Origin of the sequence: Streptomyces sp. SudanB52_2052, assembly GCF_964272415.1 — a bacterium.
GTDB classification, from domain to species: Bacteria; Actinomycetota; Actinomycetes; order Streptomycetales; family Streptomycetaceae; genus Streptomyces; species Streptomyces olindensis.
Genome location: NZ_OZ186796.1, coordinates 6,092,451 through 6,108,940, shown reverse-complemented (window position 1 = coordinate 6,108,940; position 16,490 = coordinate 6,092,451). Strand labels below are relative to the sequence as shown.

Here is a 16,490-nt window from a genome sequence, read left to right as displayed (position 1 = left end):
AGCCCCGCTGCAACGTTCACCGCGGCGAAACCACCACGCCCAGCAGCCCGGGTCCCGTATGCGCCCCGATCACCGCCCCGACCTCGCTGACATGCAGATCGGCCAGCCCGGACACCCGGGCCCGCAGCCGGTCGGCGAGGGCCGACGCCCGGTCCGGGGCGGCGAGATGGTGGACGGCGACATCGACCTGGGCGCTGCCCGCGCGCTCGGCGGCGATCTCCTCCAGCCGGGCGATCGCCTTGGACGCGGTCCGCACCTTCTCCAGCGGCTCGATGCGGCCGTCGGCCAGTTGCAGCAGCGGCTTCACCGCGAGCGCCGAGCCCAGCAGGGCCTGCGCGGCACCGATGCGGCCGCCCCGGCGCAGGTAGTCGAGGGTGTCGACGTAGAAGTAGGCGGACGTGCCCGCGGCCCTCTTCTCGGCGGCCGTCACGGCCTCGTCCACCGTGCCGCCCGACTCCGCGGCCTCCGCGGCGGAGAGCGCGCAGAACCCGAGCGCCATCGCGATCATGCCGGTGTCCACCACCCGTACCGGCACCGGCGCCTGCCGCGCGGCGACGACGGCCGCGTCGTACGTGCCGGAGAGCTCGGCGGAGAGGTGGAGGGAGACGATGCCGGTGGCGCCGGACTCGGCGACCCTGCGGTACGTCTCCTCGAAGACCGCGGGACTGGGCCGCGAGGTCGTCACCGGGCGCCGCTTCTGCAAAGCCTGGGCGAGGGCGCGGGTCGAGATCTCGGTGCCCTCCTCCAGCGCCCGGTCGCCGAGGACCACGGTCAGAGGCACCGCTGTGATGCCATGACGCTCCATCGTCCGGGCCGGCAGGTAGGCCGTTGAATCGGTGACGATCGCGACATGGCGGGACATGAGCTGGAGGTTACCTGGCGTAGTGCCCGTGCGGCAGCCCGGCCCCTCGGCCCCGCCGCGCGCGTGGCCGGATCAAGTGGTGCTCTCGGGGCGGGGTTTCTTCTGCCAGGGGTAGGTGGGACGCGGCCCCGGCGGGGTGATGGCGGGCCGTGTCGGCTCGGGCGCCGGGCTCGACTGCGGGGTCTCCGGCCAGGTCTGCCCGGCCGTGGCGGCGTCGGCGGCGGGGGCCTCGGGCCAGGGCGGCGGGGTGGTCCGGGACTCCGGAGGCGTCGCCCAGTGCCGTAGCGCGCCGGCTTCCACGTCGATCTGCGCGCTGAGCGTGTCCAGGTCGTCCTCGGCGAAGCGGCGGGCACGGTCGCGGGCCGCCCAGCGCAGCGAGTCCGCGGACCGGGTGATGCGCTCGGTGCGCTCGCGCAGCTCGGGCAGCCGCTCGGCGAGCGCGGTGCGGTCCGGCTCGGACTCCAGGCGCTTGAGCTCGTCGTCCAGCTCGTGCCCGTGCGCGCTGAGGCGTTCGAAGAGGCCCAGGGACTCCTTCAGGGACGCGTCCTCGGCGACGGCCGCGTGCAGCGCGTCCTGCGTGGCCCGCATCGAGGTGCGCAGGGTGAGCCGGAGCTGGGCCAGTTCGCCGGCGGCGCCGGGCTGGGCGAAGGACTTGGCCCGCAGGGTGTGGTCCTCCACCGTGCGGCGGGCCTGGGTGATGCCGCGGTCCACGCCGCGCTTGGCGGCACCGACGACCTTCACGGTCGCGTAGGCGCCGAGCCCGAGAAGGAGCACGAAGAGCAGGGCGAATACTGCGATCACTGCTTCCACCGGCTCCTCCTCGGAATGTCGCGTGACACCTCACGTCGCTCTTCAACGGTAAACGCAACAGGCAGGTCCGGAGTTCCAGAAAGACCCCGAACCTGCCCGTAGGGGACCACCCCGAGAGTGGTCCGCAGTCCCTCGCGTTACGCCGGAACGATGTTCACCAGCTTGGGCGCGCGCACGATCACCTTCCGGATCCCGGACCCGCCCAGCGCGGCGACGACCTTCTCGTCCGCCAGGGCGACCTTCTCCAGCTCGTCCTCGGAGATGGACGGCGAGACCTCCAGCCGCGCCTTGACCTTGCCCTTGACCTGCACGACGCAGGTCACGGTCTCGTCGACGACGTACCTCGGGTCGGCGACCGGGAAGTCCTGGTGGACGACCGAGTCGGTGTGACCCAGCTTGCGCCACAGCTCCTCGGCGATGTGCGGGGCCAGCGGCGCGACCATCAGCACCAGCGGCTCGGCGACGGAGCGCGGTACGGCCCCGCCCGCCTTGGTCAGGTGGTTGTTCAGCTCGGTGACCTTGGCGATGGCGGTGTTGAACCGCATGCCCTCCAGGTCCCCGCGCACGCCGTCGATCGCCTTGTGCAGGGCGCGCAGCGTCTCCTCGTCGGGCTCGGCGTCGACGACGGTGACCTCGCCGGTCTCCTCGTCGACGATGTTGCGCCACAGCCGCTGCAGCAGCCGGAACTGGCCGACCACCGCGCGCGTGTCCCACGGCCGGGAGACGTCCAGCGGGCCCATCGCCATCTCGTACAGGCGCAGCGTGTCGGCCCCGTACTCGGCGCAGATCTCGTCCGGCGTGACGGCGTTCTTCAGGGACTTGCCCATCTTGCCCAGCAGGCGGGAGACCTTCTCGCCCTGGTAGTAGTAGGCGCCGTCGCGCTCCTCCACCTCGGCGGCGGGCACCGCGATGCCACGGCTGTCGCGGTACACGTAGGCCTGGATCATGCCCTGGTTGAACAGCTTGTGGAACGGCTCGGCCGAGGAGACGTGCCCCAGGTCGTACAGGACCTTGGACCAGAAGCGGGCGTACAGCAGGTGCAGCACGGCGTGCTCGGCGCCGCCGACGTACAGGTCGACGCCGCCGTGCGGCTGGCCCTCGCGCGGGCCCATCCAGTACTGCTCAATCTCGGGGTCGACCAGCTTGTCGCTGTTGTGCGGGTCCAGGTAGCGCAGCTCGTACCAGCAGGAACCGGCCCAGTTGGGCATGGTGTTGGTCTCGCGGCGGTACTTCTTCGGGCCGTCGCCCAGGTCCAGCGTGACGTTGACCCAGTCCTCGTTGCGCGACAGCGGCGTCTCGGGCTGGGTGTCGGCGTCGTCCGGGTCGAAGGTGCGCGGCGAGTAGTCCTCGACCTCCGGCAGCTCCAGGGGCAGCATCGACTCGGGCAGCGCGTGGGCGATGCCGTCCTCGTCGTAGACGATCGGGAAGGGCTCGCCCCAGTAGCGCTGGCGGCTGAACAGCCAGTCGCGCAGCCGGAAGTTGACCGTGCCCTCGCCGACGCCCTTGCTTTCCAGCCATTCCGTGATGCGCGCCTTGGCCTCGACGACCCCCAGGCCGTCCAGGCTGACCTCGTCGTTCGACGAGTTGATGATCTTCGCGTCGTACGACGAGAAGGCGTTCTCCCAGGTGGAGGTGTCCGTGCCGCGGCCGTCGGTCGGCTCGACGATGCAGGTGATCGGCAGCTCGAAGGCGCGGGCGAACTCGAAGTCGCGCTGGTCGCCGGCCGGGACGGCCATGATCGCGCCCGTGCCGTAGCCCATCAGGACGTAGTCGGCGATGAAGACCGGGACCTGCTCGCCGTTGACCGGGTTGGTGGCGTACGCGCCGATGAAGACGCCGGTCTTGTCCTTGGCCTCGGCCTGGCGCTCGACATCCGACTTGGCGGCGGCCTGGGCGCGGTAGGCGGCGACGGCCTCGGCCGGGGTGGCGTGACCGCCGGTCCACACCTCGTGGGTGCCCTCCGGCCAGGCGGCCGGGGTGAACTTCTCGACCAGCGGGTGCTCGGGCGCCAGCACCATGTAGGTGGCGCCGAACAGGGTGTCCGGGCGGGTCGTGAAGACGGTGATGCGCTCGCCGTCGATCGGGAAGTCGACGCGGGCGCCCTCGGAGCGGCCGATCCAGTTGCGCTGCTGCAGCTTGATGGCCTCGGGCCAGTCCAGCTCCTCCAGGTCGTCCAGCAGCCGGTCGGCGTAGGCCGTGATGCGCATGTTCCACTGGCGCAGCTTGGCCTTGAAGACCGGGAAGTTGCCGCGCTCGGAGCGGCCCTCGGCGGTGACCTCCTCGTTGGCCAGCACGGTGCCCAGCCCGGGGCACCAGTTGACCGGCGCGTCGGAGGCGTAGGCCAGCCGGAACTCGCCCAGGACGTCGGCCTTCTCGGCGGCGCTCAGCTCGCTCCACGCGCGCGTGTGCCCCGGAACGGGCCGCTCACCGGACTCGAACTCGGCGACCAGCTCGGCGATCGGGCGGGCCCGCCGGGCGTCGTGGTCGTACCAGGAGTTGAAGATCTGCAGGAAGATCCACTGGGTCCACTTGTAGTAGTCCGGGTCGATGGTGGCGAACGACCGGCGCTTGTCGTGGCCCAGGCCCAGCCGGCGCAGCTGGGACTTCATGTTCTCCATGTTGGCTTCGGTGGACACGCGCGGGTGCGTGCCGGTCTGCACCGCGTACTGCTCGGCGGGCAGGCCGAAGGCGTCGAAGCCCAGGGTGTGCAGGACGTTGTGGCCGGTCATCCGCTGGAAGCGTGCGAAGACGTCCGTGGCGATGTAGCCCAGGGGGTGGCCGACGTGCAGGCCCGCACCGGAGGGGTACGGGAACATGTCCATGATGAATTTCTTGGGCCGGGCGGCGATCTCCGGGTCGCCCGCCAGGTCACCCTTGGGGTTGGGCGCGGCGTAGGTGCCCTCCGCGTCCCAGAAGTCCTGCCAGCGTGCTTCGATCTCGGCAGCCGTCGCGGCCGTGTAGCGGTGCGGCGCGGCCACCTCGGAGGTGGCCGCGGGGTTCGTCTCGCTCATGATCCTCAAAGCTCCATCGATCGTCTCTGCCTGCGGCTGTGTGGTTCGAGAAACGAAAAATCCCCTCGCACAGGAGGGGACGCCGCGCCGATTCCGGCCACTCGACTCGTCCGGTGGCCGGGACTGATCAGCGCGGCCCGCTAAGCAGAAGGCGTACGGCACGCATGGCGTTAGGGTACCGCAGGCCCCCAGCGTGCCGCGACGCGCTTCCGGTGGGCCGTCTCGATGCCGAAAAGCTGAACCAGGGTCAAAAGTTACTTCGCGTAACAGTCGCTAAGGGACATCACAACAACCACATTGTCCTTTGATAACAACGCAATAACTCAAACCTCGTACCCATCGGTATGGCTCCGCTTAGAGTGCGGCAGCGGGACCGCTTTCCCGAACCGCTCGGAGTTGCCCCCATGAACCCTCATCGCAGTACCGCCCCACTCGCCCCGCTCGTCGGGACTCGGGGAGGCAGGCCGTGAACCCCTACGACTCCACGGCAGACGACTCCTTCGCCGAGTTCCTCAACTTCGGTGCGGGTGTGCTGTCCCTCGTGTGTCTGACCGCCTCGGTGATCTGGGGCCTGGTCGCCCAGGACCGGATCCTGCTCGACGCGCGCAGGCGCATCCTGGCGCAGGCCGTGCACCGGACCACGGCCGTCGCCTCGATCCTCTTCCTGCTGGTGCACATCGGGGTGAAGCTGGCCCTGGCCCACACCTCGTGGGTCGCCGTCGTGATCCCCTTCGGGCTGCTGCTCACCGACGACGAGCTGGTCGCGGGCAGGTCGTTCCTGATCGGCCTGGGCACCCTGGCGGGCATGCTCATGATCTTCGTGGGCATCACCGGCGTACTGCGCAACCGCTTCGCGTCCCCCGCGCCGGTCGCGGCCCGCTGGCGGGCCATGCACATGCTGGCCTACCCGGCCTGGTGCGCCGCCCTCGTGCACGGCCTCTACGCGGGTCGCGCGGCGAAGCCGATCTTCGTGATCCTGTACTGCCTGTCCCTGGCCGGGGTGGCCGGAGCCCTCGCGCTGCGCGCGGCTCCGCGCCCGGTCAAGCGCAAGGTGGCCGACAAGATCGCCGCGCTCATCGGGCCCGGCGAGGGCCAGGGCCGCAGGGACCTGGAGGAGAGCCGCGCCCGGGTGAGCGCCGGCTCCGCGCTGCCCGGCTACGAGGGCCGGGGCACGTCCGCGAGGGCCTCGGCGTCCCCGTCGGCGCCGCTGTACGAGAAGGCGGAGCGCCCCGCCGCGCCCCAGGAGCCGGTGAGCGGCTTCGCCGCGGCCTACCGCGCCGTCTCGGGCCCGTCGCGGGACCAGGCCTTCGCGCCCGGTCCGGCCACCCGCATGGAGCTGCCGCTGGACATGCAGCCCACCGAGACCATCCCGACCGTGGACGGTCCTTCCAGCACCTCCGGCAACTGGCCGATCCCGTCCCCGCCGCCGGTCGGCGAGGCCCCGCCGTCGGCCTACGACCCGCTCCAGGACACGGGCTTCAACATCCCGCCCTACGACCCCCTGCAGGACACCGGACAAAGCATCCCGGCCTATGGCAATTCAGGCGCCTCCGGCTATGGATCGAGTGACGTGTACGACACGGGTGAGACGAACGCCGTCTACGACACGTACTACCCGAACGACACGTACAACAGCGGTCCCGCCACTGAAACACTGCCCGGTGCGTCCTACGACTTCGACGCACCGGGATCGGGCGAACCTTGGAACACGCCTTCCGGAGGCTTTAAGTGAACGAGGCCCTGCCCGACGTACCCGAAGTCCGCGTGGTCGGTCTTCCCCAGCTCACGTCAGGCTTCGACCTTGTCGATCGGCTCGATCTGCCCATGCACCTGAAGGTGCACGGGCCGCTCGAGCCGATGGGCGGTGAGCAGCTCGCGCAGCTCGCCGAACGCATCAACCTGAAGGGCCGCGGCGGCGCGGGCTTCCCCTTCCACAAGAAGCTGCGCTCGGTCGCCGAAGCGGCGATCAAGCGCGGCGTCCGGCCGGTCGTCGTGGTGAACGGCAGCGAGGACGAACCGGCCTGCCGCAAGGACACGGTGCTGATCAACCGTGCCCCGCACCTGATCCTGGACGGCGCGCTGCTGTGCGCCGAGGCCCTGGGTGCCCGCACGCTCGTGGTGGGGGTCACCCGTGAGTCCACACAGCGCTCCATGGAGGCCGCCCTCGCCGAACGCGGCCTCAGCAACGGCCGCCGTTCGGCGCTCCGCGCGCGCGTGCAGCGGAACCCGGTCCGCATGGTCACCGGCGCCGCCGCGTCGCTGATCCGCTCGATCGACGGCGGCCCCGCGGTCCCGCCCGGCCGCAAGGTCAGCGCCTCGCAGAACGGCGTCGGCGGCGCGCCCACCCTGCTGTCCAACGCCGAGACCTTCGCCCAGCTGGCGATCGCCGCCCGCATCGGCCCGGAGCGCTACGGCAACACCGGCCTGTACGACGAGCCGGGCACGGTCATGCTCACGGTCTCCGGGGCGGTCGCCCGCCCCATGGTGATCGAGGTCCCGACGGGCGTCCCGCTGCGCTACGTCCTGCAGCTGGCCGGCGCCCCGCCGGTGCCGCAGGGCGTGCTCACCGGCGGCTACCACGGCAAGTGGATCGACGCGGCGACGGTCAACGAGGCGATCGTCTCCCGCAACTCCCTGGACGCCGTGGGCGGCTCCCTGGGCGCCGGCGCGATTCTGCCGATCAGTCAGGACACCTGCCCGCTGGGCGAGTCGCTGCGGGTCGCCCAGTGGCTGGCCGAGGAGAGCGCGGGGCAGTGCGGCCCCTGCTACCTCGGCCTGCCGGCCGCGGCGCGCGGCATGGAGGACATCCTCAACGGCGGTGGACCGGCCGCCCTGGAGGCGCTCAAGCAGGTCGCCAAGAACGTGAAGCGACGCGGCGCCTGCTCCCACCCGGACGGCTCCGCGATGTTCCTGGAGTCGACCATCAAGGCGTTCACGGACGACCTGGCGGCCCACGTCCTCGGCAACGGCTGCGGACGGCGCGTGGAGGGCGTTCTGCCGCTCTTCGAGGGCGGCAGGGCCCCTACAGGCATCCCGGGCGGCGGCGAGTCCGAGGAGAACGGCCCGAGCCGCCAGAAGATCTACGTCGACTGGACGCTGTGCCGGGGCCACGGCCTGTGCGCGGACATCCTCCCGGAGGTGTTCCAGCTGGGCGCCGACGGCTTCCCGACTGTGGCGCAGGCTCAGGTACCGCGGTACGCCGAGGCCAAGGCTCTACGCGCGGTGCGCCGCTGCCCGGCGCTGGCGCTGCGCATCGAGGAGGACACGCGCTCCGGAGGCGCCCCCTCCCGCAACCTCCCGGTGCTCTCCCAGGGCCGCGGACGCCGCGCTCTGGGCCGCTGAGCAGACGTACGGCGGGTTCCCCTCGGGGAGCCCGCCGTACGCGTACACGGGCAGCCGTACGCGAACACGGGCGGCACACACAAGAAGGCGGGCCATCCGATCGGATGGCCCGCCCTCTTCATCTTCTGTGGAGCTAAGGAGAATTGAACTCCTGACCTCCTGCATGCCATGCAGGCGCTCTACCAACTGAGCTATAGCCCCTTGTTGCGTTCCGCCCGGTTTCCCCGGCGGCGACGCCAACATTACTGGTCCATCGCGTCCAACACCAAATCGATTTCCGCTTGCCCGATATGACCGTTTTGTCGATTCTTCGGGCGTCAGGCCGTCACGAACGAATAGAACCGCTTGAGCGTGCAGTGCTCCTCCAGGAGCCGGCCGTAGATCGGCTCGCCCTCCAGCTCGCGGTACGTCTCGATCGGGTCGCCTTTTATGATCAGCGCCCGCGCGCACTCCTCGCACCAGTACTGGTAGTCGGGATTGATCGGTTCCATGTCGCGGACGATCGGAGTCCCGCTGCCACACCAGTCGCACTTCCGCCTGTGTGCACCCATCGATCAGCTCCAGCTGTGGCCGCAGGCCGTGCACACGTAGGAGATCCCGCCGTTGTCGCCGAGCATCTGGGCCACGTGCGCGGATCCGCAGGAAGGGCAGCTGAGGCGGGTGGACATGTCCCGTGTCAATGCTGCTCCGAGGAGGTGGTCGACCTCCTCGAGGATGCTCGCAGGCATCGCTACTCCCTCCCGTCGGGCCGCGCCCCCTTCCGGCCGTTTGATTCTGCCACGGCCGGACCAATACGGTCAGCGACGCCTCAGTACCAGTCCGGACACGGCACGCGTCGCGACCGTAGAGGTATACGCCTCAGCGGGCCCGAGTGACTCAACCCGGGGCACGAAAAATCCCGCCCCCTGGACGGGAACGGGATCTTGACGTGGAGCTAAGGAGAATTGAACTCCTGACCTCCTGCATGCCATGCAGGCGCTCTACCAACTGAGCTATAGCCCCTCGCGCCACGCGGCCGAGCCGCATGGTGTTTCGCTCCGGCGGGGCCGGGCGAACAAGAAGAACTTTAGCCTGCGACCTGCCGGAAAGTGAAATCCGGGGTCAGTCGTCGTCGCCGAGCACCGGTTCCGGCAGCGTGCCGGCGTTGTGCTCGAGCAGCCGCCAGCCGCGGGCGCCTTCGCCGAGGACGGACCAGCAGCAGTTGGAGAGCCCGCCGAGGCTCTCCCAGTTGTGCGGGTCGAGGCCCAGGAGACGGCCGATGGTGGTGCGGATGGTGCCGCCGTGGCTGGCCACGACGAGCGTGCCGCCCTCGGGGAGCTTCTCGGCGTGCCGGAGCACCACGGGGGCGGCGCGGTCGGCGACCTCGGTCTCCAGTTCGCCGCCGCCCCGGCGCACGGGCTCGCCGCGCTTCCAGGCGGCGTACTCCTCGCCGTGCCGGGCGATGATCTCCTCGTGCGTCAGGCCCTGCCAGACGCCCGCGTAGGTCTCCCGCAGCGCCTCGTCGTGGGTGACGTCGAGGCCGGTGAGCGTGGCGAGCTCGGCGGCCGTGAGCGCGGCGCGCCTCAGGTCGGAGGCGACGATCGCATCCGGCTTCAGGGAGGCCAGCAGCCGGGCGGCGCGGCGGGCCTGGGCGACGCCGGTCTCGGTGAGGTCGACGTCCGTGGTGCCCTGGAAGCGGCGCTCCACGTTCCACGAGGTCTGGCCGTGCCGCCAGAGGATGATGCGGCGGCCCCGGCCGGGCTTGCCGGCCTCGCTGAAGGCGCTCACCGCCAGTCTCCGTCCAGCTCCGCCGCCTCCTGGGCCGCCTGCAGCTTGGCGTGCTCCTCGGCCTTGCCGCGGGTGGCCTTGGCGTCCTCGGGCAGCTCCAGCTGGGGGCAGTCCTTCCACAGCCGCTCCAGGGCGTAGAAGACGCGCTCCTCGCTGTGCTGGACGTGGACGACGATGTCGACGTAGTCGAGGAGGACCCAGCGGGCCTCGCGGTCGCCCTCGCGGCGCACCGGCTTGGCGCCGAGTTCCTTCGAGAGGCGCTCCTCGATCTCGTCGACGATCGCCTTCACCTGGCGGTCGTTGGGCGCGGAGGCCAGCAGGAAGGCGTCCGTGATGGAGAGCACGTCACTGACGTCGTAGGCGACGATGTCGTGCGCCAGCTTGTCGGCGGCCGCCTGGGCGGCGGTGTTGATGAGCTCCTGGGAGCGGTCGGTCACGGTCACTACATGGCTTTCGATCGGCGGTCACTTGCCCCCCAGGGTCTCACGGACCGCCGTGCGCCCCCCACGCGATTACGGTGATCACGTGGGGAGCGCATCCCTGCCGCCTAGTCGGACGAGGGCTTGTAGTCCTGGCCGAGGACCACGGAGACGTCGGCGCTCCCCGAGAGTCTGCCCTTGGTGACGGAGCTCGCGGGCAGGCCGAGGGTCTTGGCGACCTCGACGGCGTTCGCCTTGTCGGCCGCGTCGCCGTAGACGACCTTCGACGTGGCCTGCGCGCCGGCCGTGCCGCCCTCCAGGAAGGTGAAGCCGCCGTTGAGGAGCACGACGCGGGCCTTGCCGGTGTTGTCCTTGACGCCGGTGGCGTTCTGGACGGAGACGCTGACGGCGGCGTCCTTGTCGGGGCTCTTGGCGGTGCCGCCGAGGACGTTCTTGACGATCCCCGCGCCGGTCTGGGCGCTCAGCGTGCCGTCGCTCTGGACGGGCAGCAGTTCCGTCTTGTAGTCGCCGCCCTTGGCGAGGTCGGAGAGCCCGGCGAGGAAGGTGCCGAGGTCCTTGTCGGTCAGGGACGGGTCGAGGATCTGGTTCAGCGTCTGGATCGTGATCGTCGCGGCCTGCGGGTCGGAGGACAGCTTGCGCAGCACGCCCTGCATGACCTGCCCGAACCGCTCCAGCTGGGCGTTCCCGGCCTCGCCGGGGGCGCGGTAGGTGGCGTAGGCGACGGCCATCTTGCCGCTGAGGGTCTGGTCCTGGCCCTTGTTGACCAGGGGGGCCGCGCCCTTCTTCTTGGCGGCGGGGTCGGGCACGTCGGTGTTCGTGTCGACGTCGATGTTGCCGACGAGGTCGACGAGGTTCTGCAGGTAGGGGGTGTCCAGGCGCCAGGTGCCCTGGATGTCGGTGCCGAGGACCGTGTCGAGCGCGTCGCGGGTGCCGTCGGAGCCGTCGTCCTCGACCGACTTGGCGAGCGTCGTCGTGGAGCCGTCGTCGCTGGTCAGAGCGAGGGAGTTGGGCAGCAGGACGGTGGTGCCCCGCTTGGTGGTGGTGTTGTCGACGAGGAGGGCCGTGGCGGTGCCGCCGCCCTTGGTGTCGTGCAGGTGGACGACGATCACGTCGCGCTTCTGGGCGCCCGTGGCGGTCGTGGTGCCCGTCGCCGAGTCGCCGGAGGACAGGCCGGGCAGCTTCCCGGCGTACCAGAGGTAACCGACGCCGCCGACCGCGGCGAGCGCGAGGACGACGACCAGGGCGATGACCCGGCTGCGGGCGCGGCGCCGGGCCTCCTCACGGCGCTCGGTGCGGTTCTCGGTGAACTTCAGCCAGTCGATGACGTCTTCGGAGTCGCCGTCCGGCTCCTCGACGAAGGCGAACTGCTCGGTGTGGTACTCGCGGTCGGGCGTCCGCTCGCCCTCGGCCGGGCCGGCCTGCTGCGGGATGTGGGCGGTCTGCTGGGCCTGCTGGGTCTGCTGCGCGGTCTGCTCGGCGACGCGGGGCTGCGCGCCGGCGCCGGCCGCGTCGGCCGGGGCGTGCCCGTAGGGGTCGTGAGGAGCGCCCTGCCCGGAGCCGTAGGGGTCGTAGCCGTAGGCGGGGGCGGGCTGCTGCGGGCCGGTGCCGTAGTCGTACGGCTGCGCGGGCTGCTGCCCGGCCGTGCCGTACGGGTCGTAGCCGTAGCCCTGCTGGTGCTGCTGTCCCTGCTGGGCGTACGGGTCGTAGGCCTGCTGCTGGGTCTGCTGGGCCTGGACCTGCCGGTAGACAGGCCGGCCGTACTCGTCGTAGCCGACGACCTCGTACTGGTCGCCCCCGTACCCCGGGTCGTATCGGTCGTTCACCGGTGCCCCTCTCGGCTCACTCGCCGCGGTACAGCTCGCGCTTGTCGATATAGCGCACGACTCCGTCCGGCACCAGGTACCAGATGGGATCGCCCTTGGCGACTCTCGCACGGCAGTCCGTGGAGGAGATGGCGAGGGCGGGGACCTCCACGAGCGAGACGCCGCCCTCGGGGAGTCCGGGGTCGTTCAGGTGGTGGCCCGGCCGGGTGACCCCGATGAAGTGCGCGAGGGAGAACAACTCCTCGCTGTCCCGCCAGGTGAGGATCTGGGCGAGCGCGTCGGCGCCGGTGATGAAGAAGAGGTCCGTGTCGGGGTTGAGGGCGCGCAGGTCGCGCAGCGTGTCCACGGTGTAGGTGGGGCCGCCGCGGTCGATGTCGATGCGGCTGACGGAGAACTGCGGGTTCTCGGCGGTCGCGATGACCGTCATCAGATAGCGGTCCTCGGCCGGGGAGACGCTGCGGTGGCTCTTCTGCCAGGGCTGGCCGGTCGGGACGAAGACCACCTCGTCGAGGTGGAACGCTGCGGCGACCTCACTGGCCGCCACCAGGTGCCCGTGGTGGATCGGGTCGAAGGTGCCGCCCATGACGCCGAGGCGGCGCTTGCCCGGCTGCGAGGGGCTCTTGCCCGGGCCGTCGATCTGGCGGGGCGCCGTGGCGGCACGGCGGGGCTCCGAGTGTCGCTCGGTGCCGCTCGCCGTGTCCTGTGCCGGGTCGTACGGCGTCTCGTTCACCGGACCGGTAGGCATGTCCTGCTCTCCCATGCGTGCAGACCCTACCGGCCCCGCCTGAGGGCTCCGGTCGCCCCCGTGGTCCCCGGGGCACCCGCGCGCGGGCGCCCCGCCGGGCTCAGCGGTCGCGGTTGAAGCGGGTGGTGATCCACAGCAGGAGCAGCAGGATGAAGAGGGCGGCGCCACCGGTGAGGTAGGGGCTGAGGCTCTCGTGGTTTCCGCCGTGCTCCTGGCCCTCGGCGGCGAGGGTGACCAACTGGGCAGCGGTGCTGTGGAAGCTCATCTTCGGCAGGACCTATCGCGTGTGGGCGGGTTAAAGACGTCGGCTCATCGTAAGCGGGCGCCTCGGCCGCGATCACCCCGACTCCGCCTCTCCGGGCAGCGGGAGGCCCGGAAGCGCCGGAGCACGTGCCGCCGCCGGGCCGGTCCCGGGGCCCGGCGGGGAACCTTCGCGCCGCCTCAGTCGTCCTTCCGTCTGTAGCCACGCAGCAGGAACCACGCGGTCAGCGCACAGCCCACGATCATCACGAGGAGCACGATCCGGAGGATCCCCGGCCCCCCTTGCCGGTCGGCGGCGCCGACAGCCTCGGCGACCCAGACGGCGGGGTGGTGCTCCATGGCGGTGGTTCCCTTCGCTGTACTGCCCGACCACCGTAACTCCGCCTAGGCTGGGCTCAGCCTCGGGGAAGCAAAGGGCCGCACAAGGGGCCGCAAAAGGTCACACAGACGCATGGGGGAAGACATGTCCGACGGCCACGAGCACAACGGGCACGAGCATGTGCCCAGCAGGCAGCGCAGGCGCTTCCCCGGAATCTCCTCGCGTACGTACGAGCACCCGGCCGACCGCTCCGCCCTGGTGGCGCTGCGCAAGCTGAGCGGTTTCGACACGGTGTTCAAGGCCCTCAGCGGCCTGCTCCCCGAGCGCAGTCTGCGGCTGCTGTTCCTGTCCGACTCGGTACGGGTCTCGGACCAGCAGTTCGCCCACCTGAACGTGATGCTGCGCGACGCCTGCTACATCCTGGACCTGGAGAAGGTCCCGCCGATGTACGTCAACCAGGACCCGCAGCCGAACGCGATGTGCATCGGCCTGGACGAGCCGATCATCGTCGTCACCACCGGCCTCGTCGAGCTGCTCGACGAGGAGGAGATGCGGGCGGTCATCGGCCACGAGGTGGGGCACGCGCTGTCCGGGCACTCCGTCTACCGGACCATCCTGCTGTTCCTGACCAGCCTCGCCGTCCGGGTCGCCTGGATCCCGCTGGGCAACCTCGCGATCATGGCGATCGTGACCGGGCTGCGCGAGTGGTTCCGCAAGTCGGAGCTGTCCGCGGACCGGGCGGGCCTGCTGGTGGGGCAGGACCTGCAGGCCTCCATGCGCGGCCTGATGAAGATCGCGGGCGGCAACCACCTGCACCAGATGAACGTGGACGCGTTCCTCGAGCAGGCCGAGGAGTACGAGGCGGGCGGCGACCTGCGCGACTCCGTGCTGAAGATCCTGAACGTGCTGCCCCGCTCCCACCCGTTCACCACGGTGCGGGCGGCCGAGCTGAAGAAGTGGGCCGAGTCGCGGGACTACCAGCGGATCATGGACGGCCACTACCCGCGCCGCGACGAGGACCAGGACACCTCGGTCCGGGACTCCTGGCGGGAGTCGGCGAACCACTACACGACCCACGTCAAGAGCTCCAAGGACCCGCTGATGAAGCTGGTCACGGACCTCGCGGGCGGCGCCGGCGACCTGGGCGACCGGGTCCGCCGCGGCTTCGGCGGCTTCACCAACACGGCCCAGAAGCCGCCCCGCGGCCCGGAGACACCGGGCCCGTCGGACACCCCGGGGGACGACCAGCCGCCGCGCTAGCAAAGCAGGGCGCTCTGCGCCGCACAGGGTCTCTGGAGCGCCCTGCGGCGCGCAGGGCCTCCGGGAGTCCGTCTCAGACCTTCGGCTGCGCGCTCGTCGCCAGGGAGCCGCACAGGGCGGTCGCGCTGCCCGTGGCGTAGGGATCCGTGCCCGCGGGGCCGCCCTCCTTGGCCGTCTGGCCGGCGAGGAGGGGGCGGAGGTGGTTCGTGGAGTCCTCGGCGCAGGACAGCGGGCCGGCCTGAACGTAGGAGACGACCAGCTGGGCCTGGTGCAGGCGCAGGTCGTCGCGGTCGAAGCGGAAGTGCAGCTCGCGCCGGACGGTGAACAGGGACACCTCGGCCTCGTCACCGGCCCCGGCCGGCCGCAGCGCGTACACGAACGTGTGGTCAGCGGTGACCTCGAGCGTCGACGAGTCGGCCTCGGCGGCCTGCAGCGTGCCCTGGACCCGGACCCTGCGGTCCGCGAGCTCGGCCCGGGAGGGGTCGAAGCGGACGAGCCAGCCGGTGGGCGCGTGGCGTCCGTCCGCGGTGGGCCGGGAGAAGCTCTGGTCGAACTGGTCCAGCTGGTCCGGGTCGAGCAGGACGCGGACGGCCCGGACCTCACCGCCCGTGAGCACCTCGGGGTCGAGGGCGGAGCGCACGATGTAGTCCTTGGCGGTGGTCAGGGCGGACACGACCTGGCTGTCGGAGAAGTGCGCGGTGCGCCGCGAGGCGGGCAGCGGCACGCCCTCCGCGCCGGTCTTGAACTGCGCGGCCGGGCTGTGCTCGTACAGGTACGCCGGATCGGCCGTACCGGGCACCTTGCCCTCGGGGGCGAGCGGGATGACGGTCATCCGCAGCGGCTCGACGGGCTCCGAGGCGGTGGGGGTCTGGTAGGGGTGCCGTACGCCCATGTAGATCGCGGTGCCGAAGGCGATGGCGATCAGCAGGACCAGGACCAGGGCCTGCCGGGACAGCCCCCGGCGCAGGGGCGGGCGGCGGCGCACGGCGGGCGCGTGGTCGGCCATCCGCTCCTGCGCGGAGAACTCCTGGAGGCGGGCAGCACGGACGAACGACTCGTCGAAGACGACGGATCGGTACTCGTCCTCTCCACCTCCGGGAGCGCCCTCGGGTGTCCCCTCAGGTGGGTCTCCAGGCCCGCCCATATCTTGAGGGTAGGTCGCCGGAAGCCCGGGTAAACGCCGGGCTGCGCCACAAGTTCTGACAGGTTCTCACCAACACGGGCGGGTTCCGGTCAGGGGTTGCGGGGGATCACCGAGACGGCCGGCTGGGAGTAGTCGGCGGACGCGGAGGGCGTGGCCCCGCTGCCCTGCTCCACCCCGGTCGAGGCGGGCGGCGGGGCGGGTTCCTCGCGGTTGGAGGACGCACCCCGGTAGACCGCCGTGAAGGCCAGGGCGACCATGCCGATGCCCATGACGAGGGCGAGCAGCCAGGCGACGGGCCGGTGCCAGCGGACCCGTTTGGAGTACGGCCCCGTGCCCCCGTAGTGGTCCTCGAGGATGTCGGAGTCGTCGAACTCGTCGAGGTCGGGATCATGGCCGAAATCGCGGTGGCCGTCCGGGCCGTACCCGTCGTCGTACCGCTCGCCTCTGGTGCGGGCGCGGCGGGCCTCCGCCTCGGAGGCCTCGGCTCTCGCCTGTGCCGCGGCCAGGAGGCGCTCCACGGCGGTCGGCTCGTGCACCACGGCCGCGCGTACGAAGGCCTCGTCGAAGACCACGGAGGCGAACTCTTCGTCCGACACCCCGCGGTCGTGGTCGTCGTCGGGCTCCCAGCCGTCGGGAAACGGCGTGCCCCCCACGTCCTCCGGCACGGATCCAGAGTAGACCTGGGGGATCAATTTGGGCAGACGGT

General features: G+C 71.1%; 16 protein-coding genes and 2 tRNA genes. 3 read left to right on the top strand and 15 right to left on the bottom strand.

Features of this window, described 5'->3' with window-relative positions:
- Positions 1–16: 16 nt before the first annotated feature.
- From ACSUPV_RS27305 to leuS, 3 genes are all read right to left on the bottom strand, one after another.
- Positions 17–862, bottom strand: a complete 846-nt coding sequence (locus tag ACSUPV_RS27305; protein ID WP_031114063.1) for a DegV family protein — start codon at positions 860–862, stop codon at positions 17–19.
- 72 nt (positions 863–934) lie between these two features.
- Positions 935–1,672 (bottom strand): hypothetical protein, encoded by a 738-nt coding sequence (locus ACSUPV_RS27300; RefSeq protein WP_078651032.1) that lies wholly within the window; start codon positions 1,670–1,672, stop codon positions 935–937.
- A 137-nt stretch (positions 1,673–1,809) separates the two neighbouring features.
- Positions 1,810–4,683 carry a leucine--tRNA ligase gene (gene leuS / locus ACSUPV_RS27295; protein WP_436948753.1) on the bottom strand — a complete coding sequence of 958 codons (2,874 nt, stop codon included), beginning with the start codon at positions 4,681–4,683 and terminating at the stop codon, positions 1,810–1,812.
- A 466-nt stretch (positions 4,684–5,149) separates the two neighbouring features.
- Between leuS and ACSUPV_RS27290 the strand changes: the two genes are divergently transcribed.
- Both ACSUPV_RS27290 and ACSUPV_RS27285 read left to right on the top strand, forming a co-directional pair.
- Positions 5,150–6,415: a cytochrome b/b6 domain-containing protein gene (locus ACSUPV_RS27290; protein ID WP_436948752.1), complete on the top strand. Its 1,266-nt coding sequence runs from the start codon at positions 5,150–5,152 to the stop codon at positions 6,413–6,415.
- Positions 6,412–8,025, top strand: coding sequence for an NADH-quinone oxidoreductase subunit NuoF family protein (locus tag ACSUPV_RS27285; protein ID WP_031114069.1), 1,614 nt, complete (start codon positions 6,412–6,414; stop codon positions 8,023–8,025). Before ACSUPV_RS27290 ends, ACSUPV_RS27285 begins: the two co-directional genes overlap by 4 nt.
- Before the next feature lie 128 nt (positions 8,026–8,153).
- Here the strand turns inward: ACSUPV_RS27285 and ACSUPV_RS27280 are convergent.
- The 10 genes from ACSUPV_RS27280 to ACSUPV_RS27235 form a co-directional block, all read right to left on the bottom strand.
- Positions 8,154–8,226, bottom strand: a tRNA-Ala gene (locus ACSUPV_RS27280).
- Between the two features lie 116 nt (positions 8,227–8,342).
- The gene (locus tag ACSUPV_RS27275; RefSeq protein WP_006136074.1) at positions 8,343–8,576 is read right to left on the bottom strand and encodes a hypothetical protein; all 234 of its coding nucleotides are present in this window, start codon (positions 8,574–8,576) and stop codon (positions 8,343–8,345) included.
- Between the two features lie 3 nt (positions 8,577–8,579).
- Positions 8,580–8,753, bottom strand: a complete 174-nt coding sequence (locus ACSUPV_RS27270; protein ID WP_114252414.1) for a hypothetical protein — start codon at positions 8,751–8,753, stop codon at positions 8,580–8,582.
- A gap of 201 nt (positions 8,754–8,954) precedes the next feature.
- Positions 8,955–9,027: transfer RNA gene (locus ACSUPV_RS27265), tRNA-Ala, on the bottom strand.
- A gap of 99 nt (positions 9,028–9,126) precedes the next feature.
- Positions 9,127–9,798, bottom strand: a complete 672-nt coding sequence (locus tag ACSUPV_RS27260) for a histidine phosphatase family protein (RefSeq protein WP_037767518.1) — start codon at positions 9,796–9,798, stop codon at positions 9,127–9,129.
- The gene (rsfS, locus tag ACSUPV_RS27255) at positions 9,789–10,235 is read right to left on the bottom strand and encodes a ribosome silencing factor (protein WP_031114072.1); all 447 of its coding nucleotides are present in this window, start codon (positions 10,233–10,235) and stop codon (positions 9,789–9,791) included. The genes ACSUPV_RS27260 and rsfS overlap by 10 nt, the downstream gene beginning before the upstream one ends.
- A gap of 104 nt (positions 10,236–10,339) precedes the next feature.
- The gene (locus ACSUPV_RS27250; protein WP_436948751.1) at positions 10,340–12,055 is read right to left on the bottom strand and encodes an LCP family protein; all 1,716 of its coding nucleotides are present in this window, start codon (positions 12,053–12,055) and stop codon (positions 10,340–10,342) included.
- Between the two features lie 16 nt (positions 12,056–12,071).
- On the bottom strand, positions 12,072–12,815 hold the full coding sequence (gene nadD / locus ACSUPV_RS27245) for a nicotinate-nucleotide adenylyltransferase (RefSeq protein WP_031114074.1): 744 nt from the start codon (positions 12,813–12,815) through the stop codon (positions 12,072–12,074).
- Between the two features lie 85 nt (positions 12,816–12,900).
- Positions 12,901–13,065 (bottom strand): hypothetical protein, encoded by a 165-nt coding sequence (locus tag ACSUPV_RS27240; RefSeq protein WP_031114075.1) that lies wholly within the window; start codon positions 13,063–13,065, stop codon positions 12,901–12,903.
- A 176-nt stretch (positions 13,066–13,241) separates the two neighbouring features.
- Positions 13,242–13,400 (bottom strand): hypothetical protein, encoded by a 159-nt coding sequence (locus tag ACSUPV_RS27235; protein WP_382615577.1) that lies wholly within the window; start codon positions 13,398–13,400, stop codon positions 13,242–13,244.
- A gap of 124 nt (positions 13,401–13,524) precedes the next feature.
- Between ACSUPV_RS27235 and ACSUPV_RS27230 the strand changes: the two genes are divergently transcribed.
- Positions 13,525–14,640 (top strand): M48 family metallopeptidase, encoded by a 1,116-nt coding sequence (locus ACSUPV_RS27230; protein ID WP_037767490.1) that lies wholly within the window; start codon positions 13,525–13,527, stop codon positions 14,638–14,640.
- A gap of 73 nt (positions 14,641–14,713) precedes the next feature.
- Here the strand turns inward: ACSUPV_RS27230 and ACSUPV_RS27225 are convergent, their stop codons facing one another.
- Both ACSUPV_RS27225 and ACSUPV_RS27220 read right to left on the bottom strand, forming a co-directional pair.
- Positions 14,714–15,784, bottom strand: coding sequence for a hypothetical protein (locus ACSUPV_RS27225; protein WP_037767493.1), 1,071 nt, complete (start codon positions 15,782–15,784; stop codon positions 14,714–14,716).
- Positions 15,785–15,873: 89 nt separating this feature from the next.
- Entirely contained in the window at positions 15,874–16,476 is a 603-nt protein-coding gene (locus ACSUPV_RS27220) for a hypothetical protein (protein WP_359793716.1), read from the bottom strand.
- Positions 16,477–16,490: the final 14 nt, after the last annotated feature.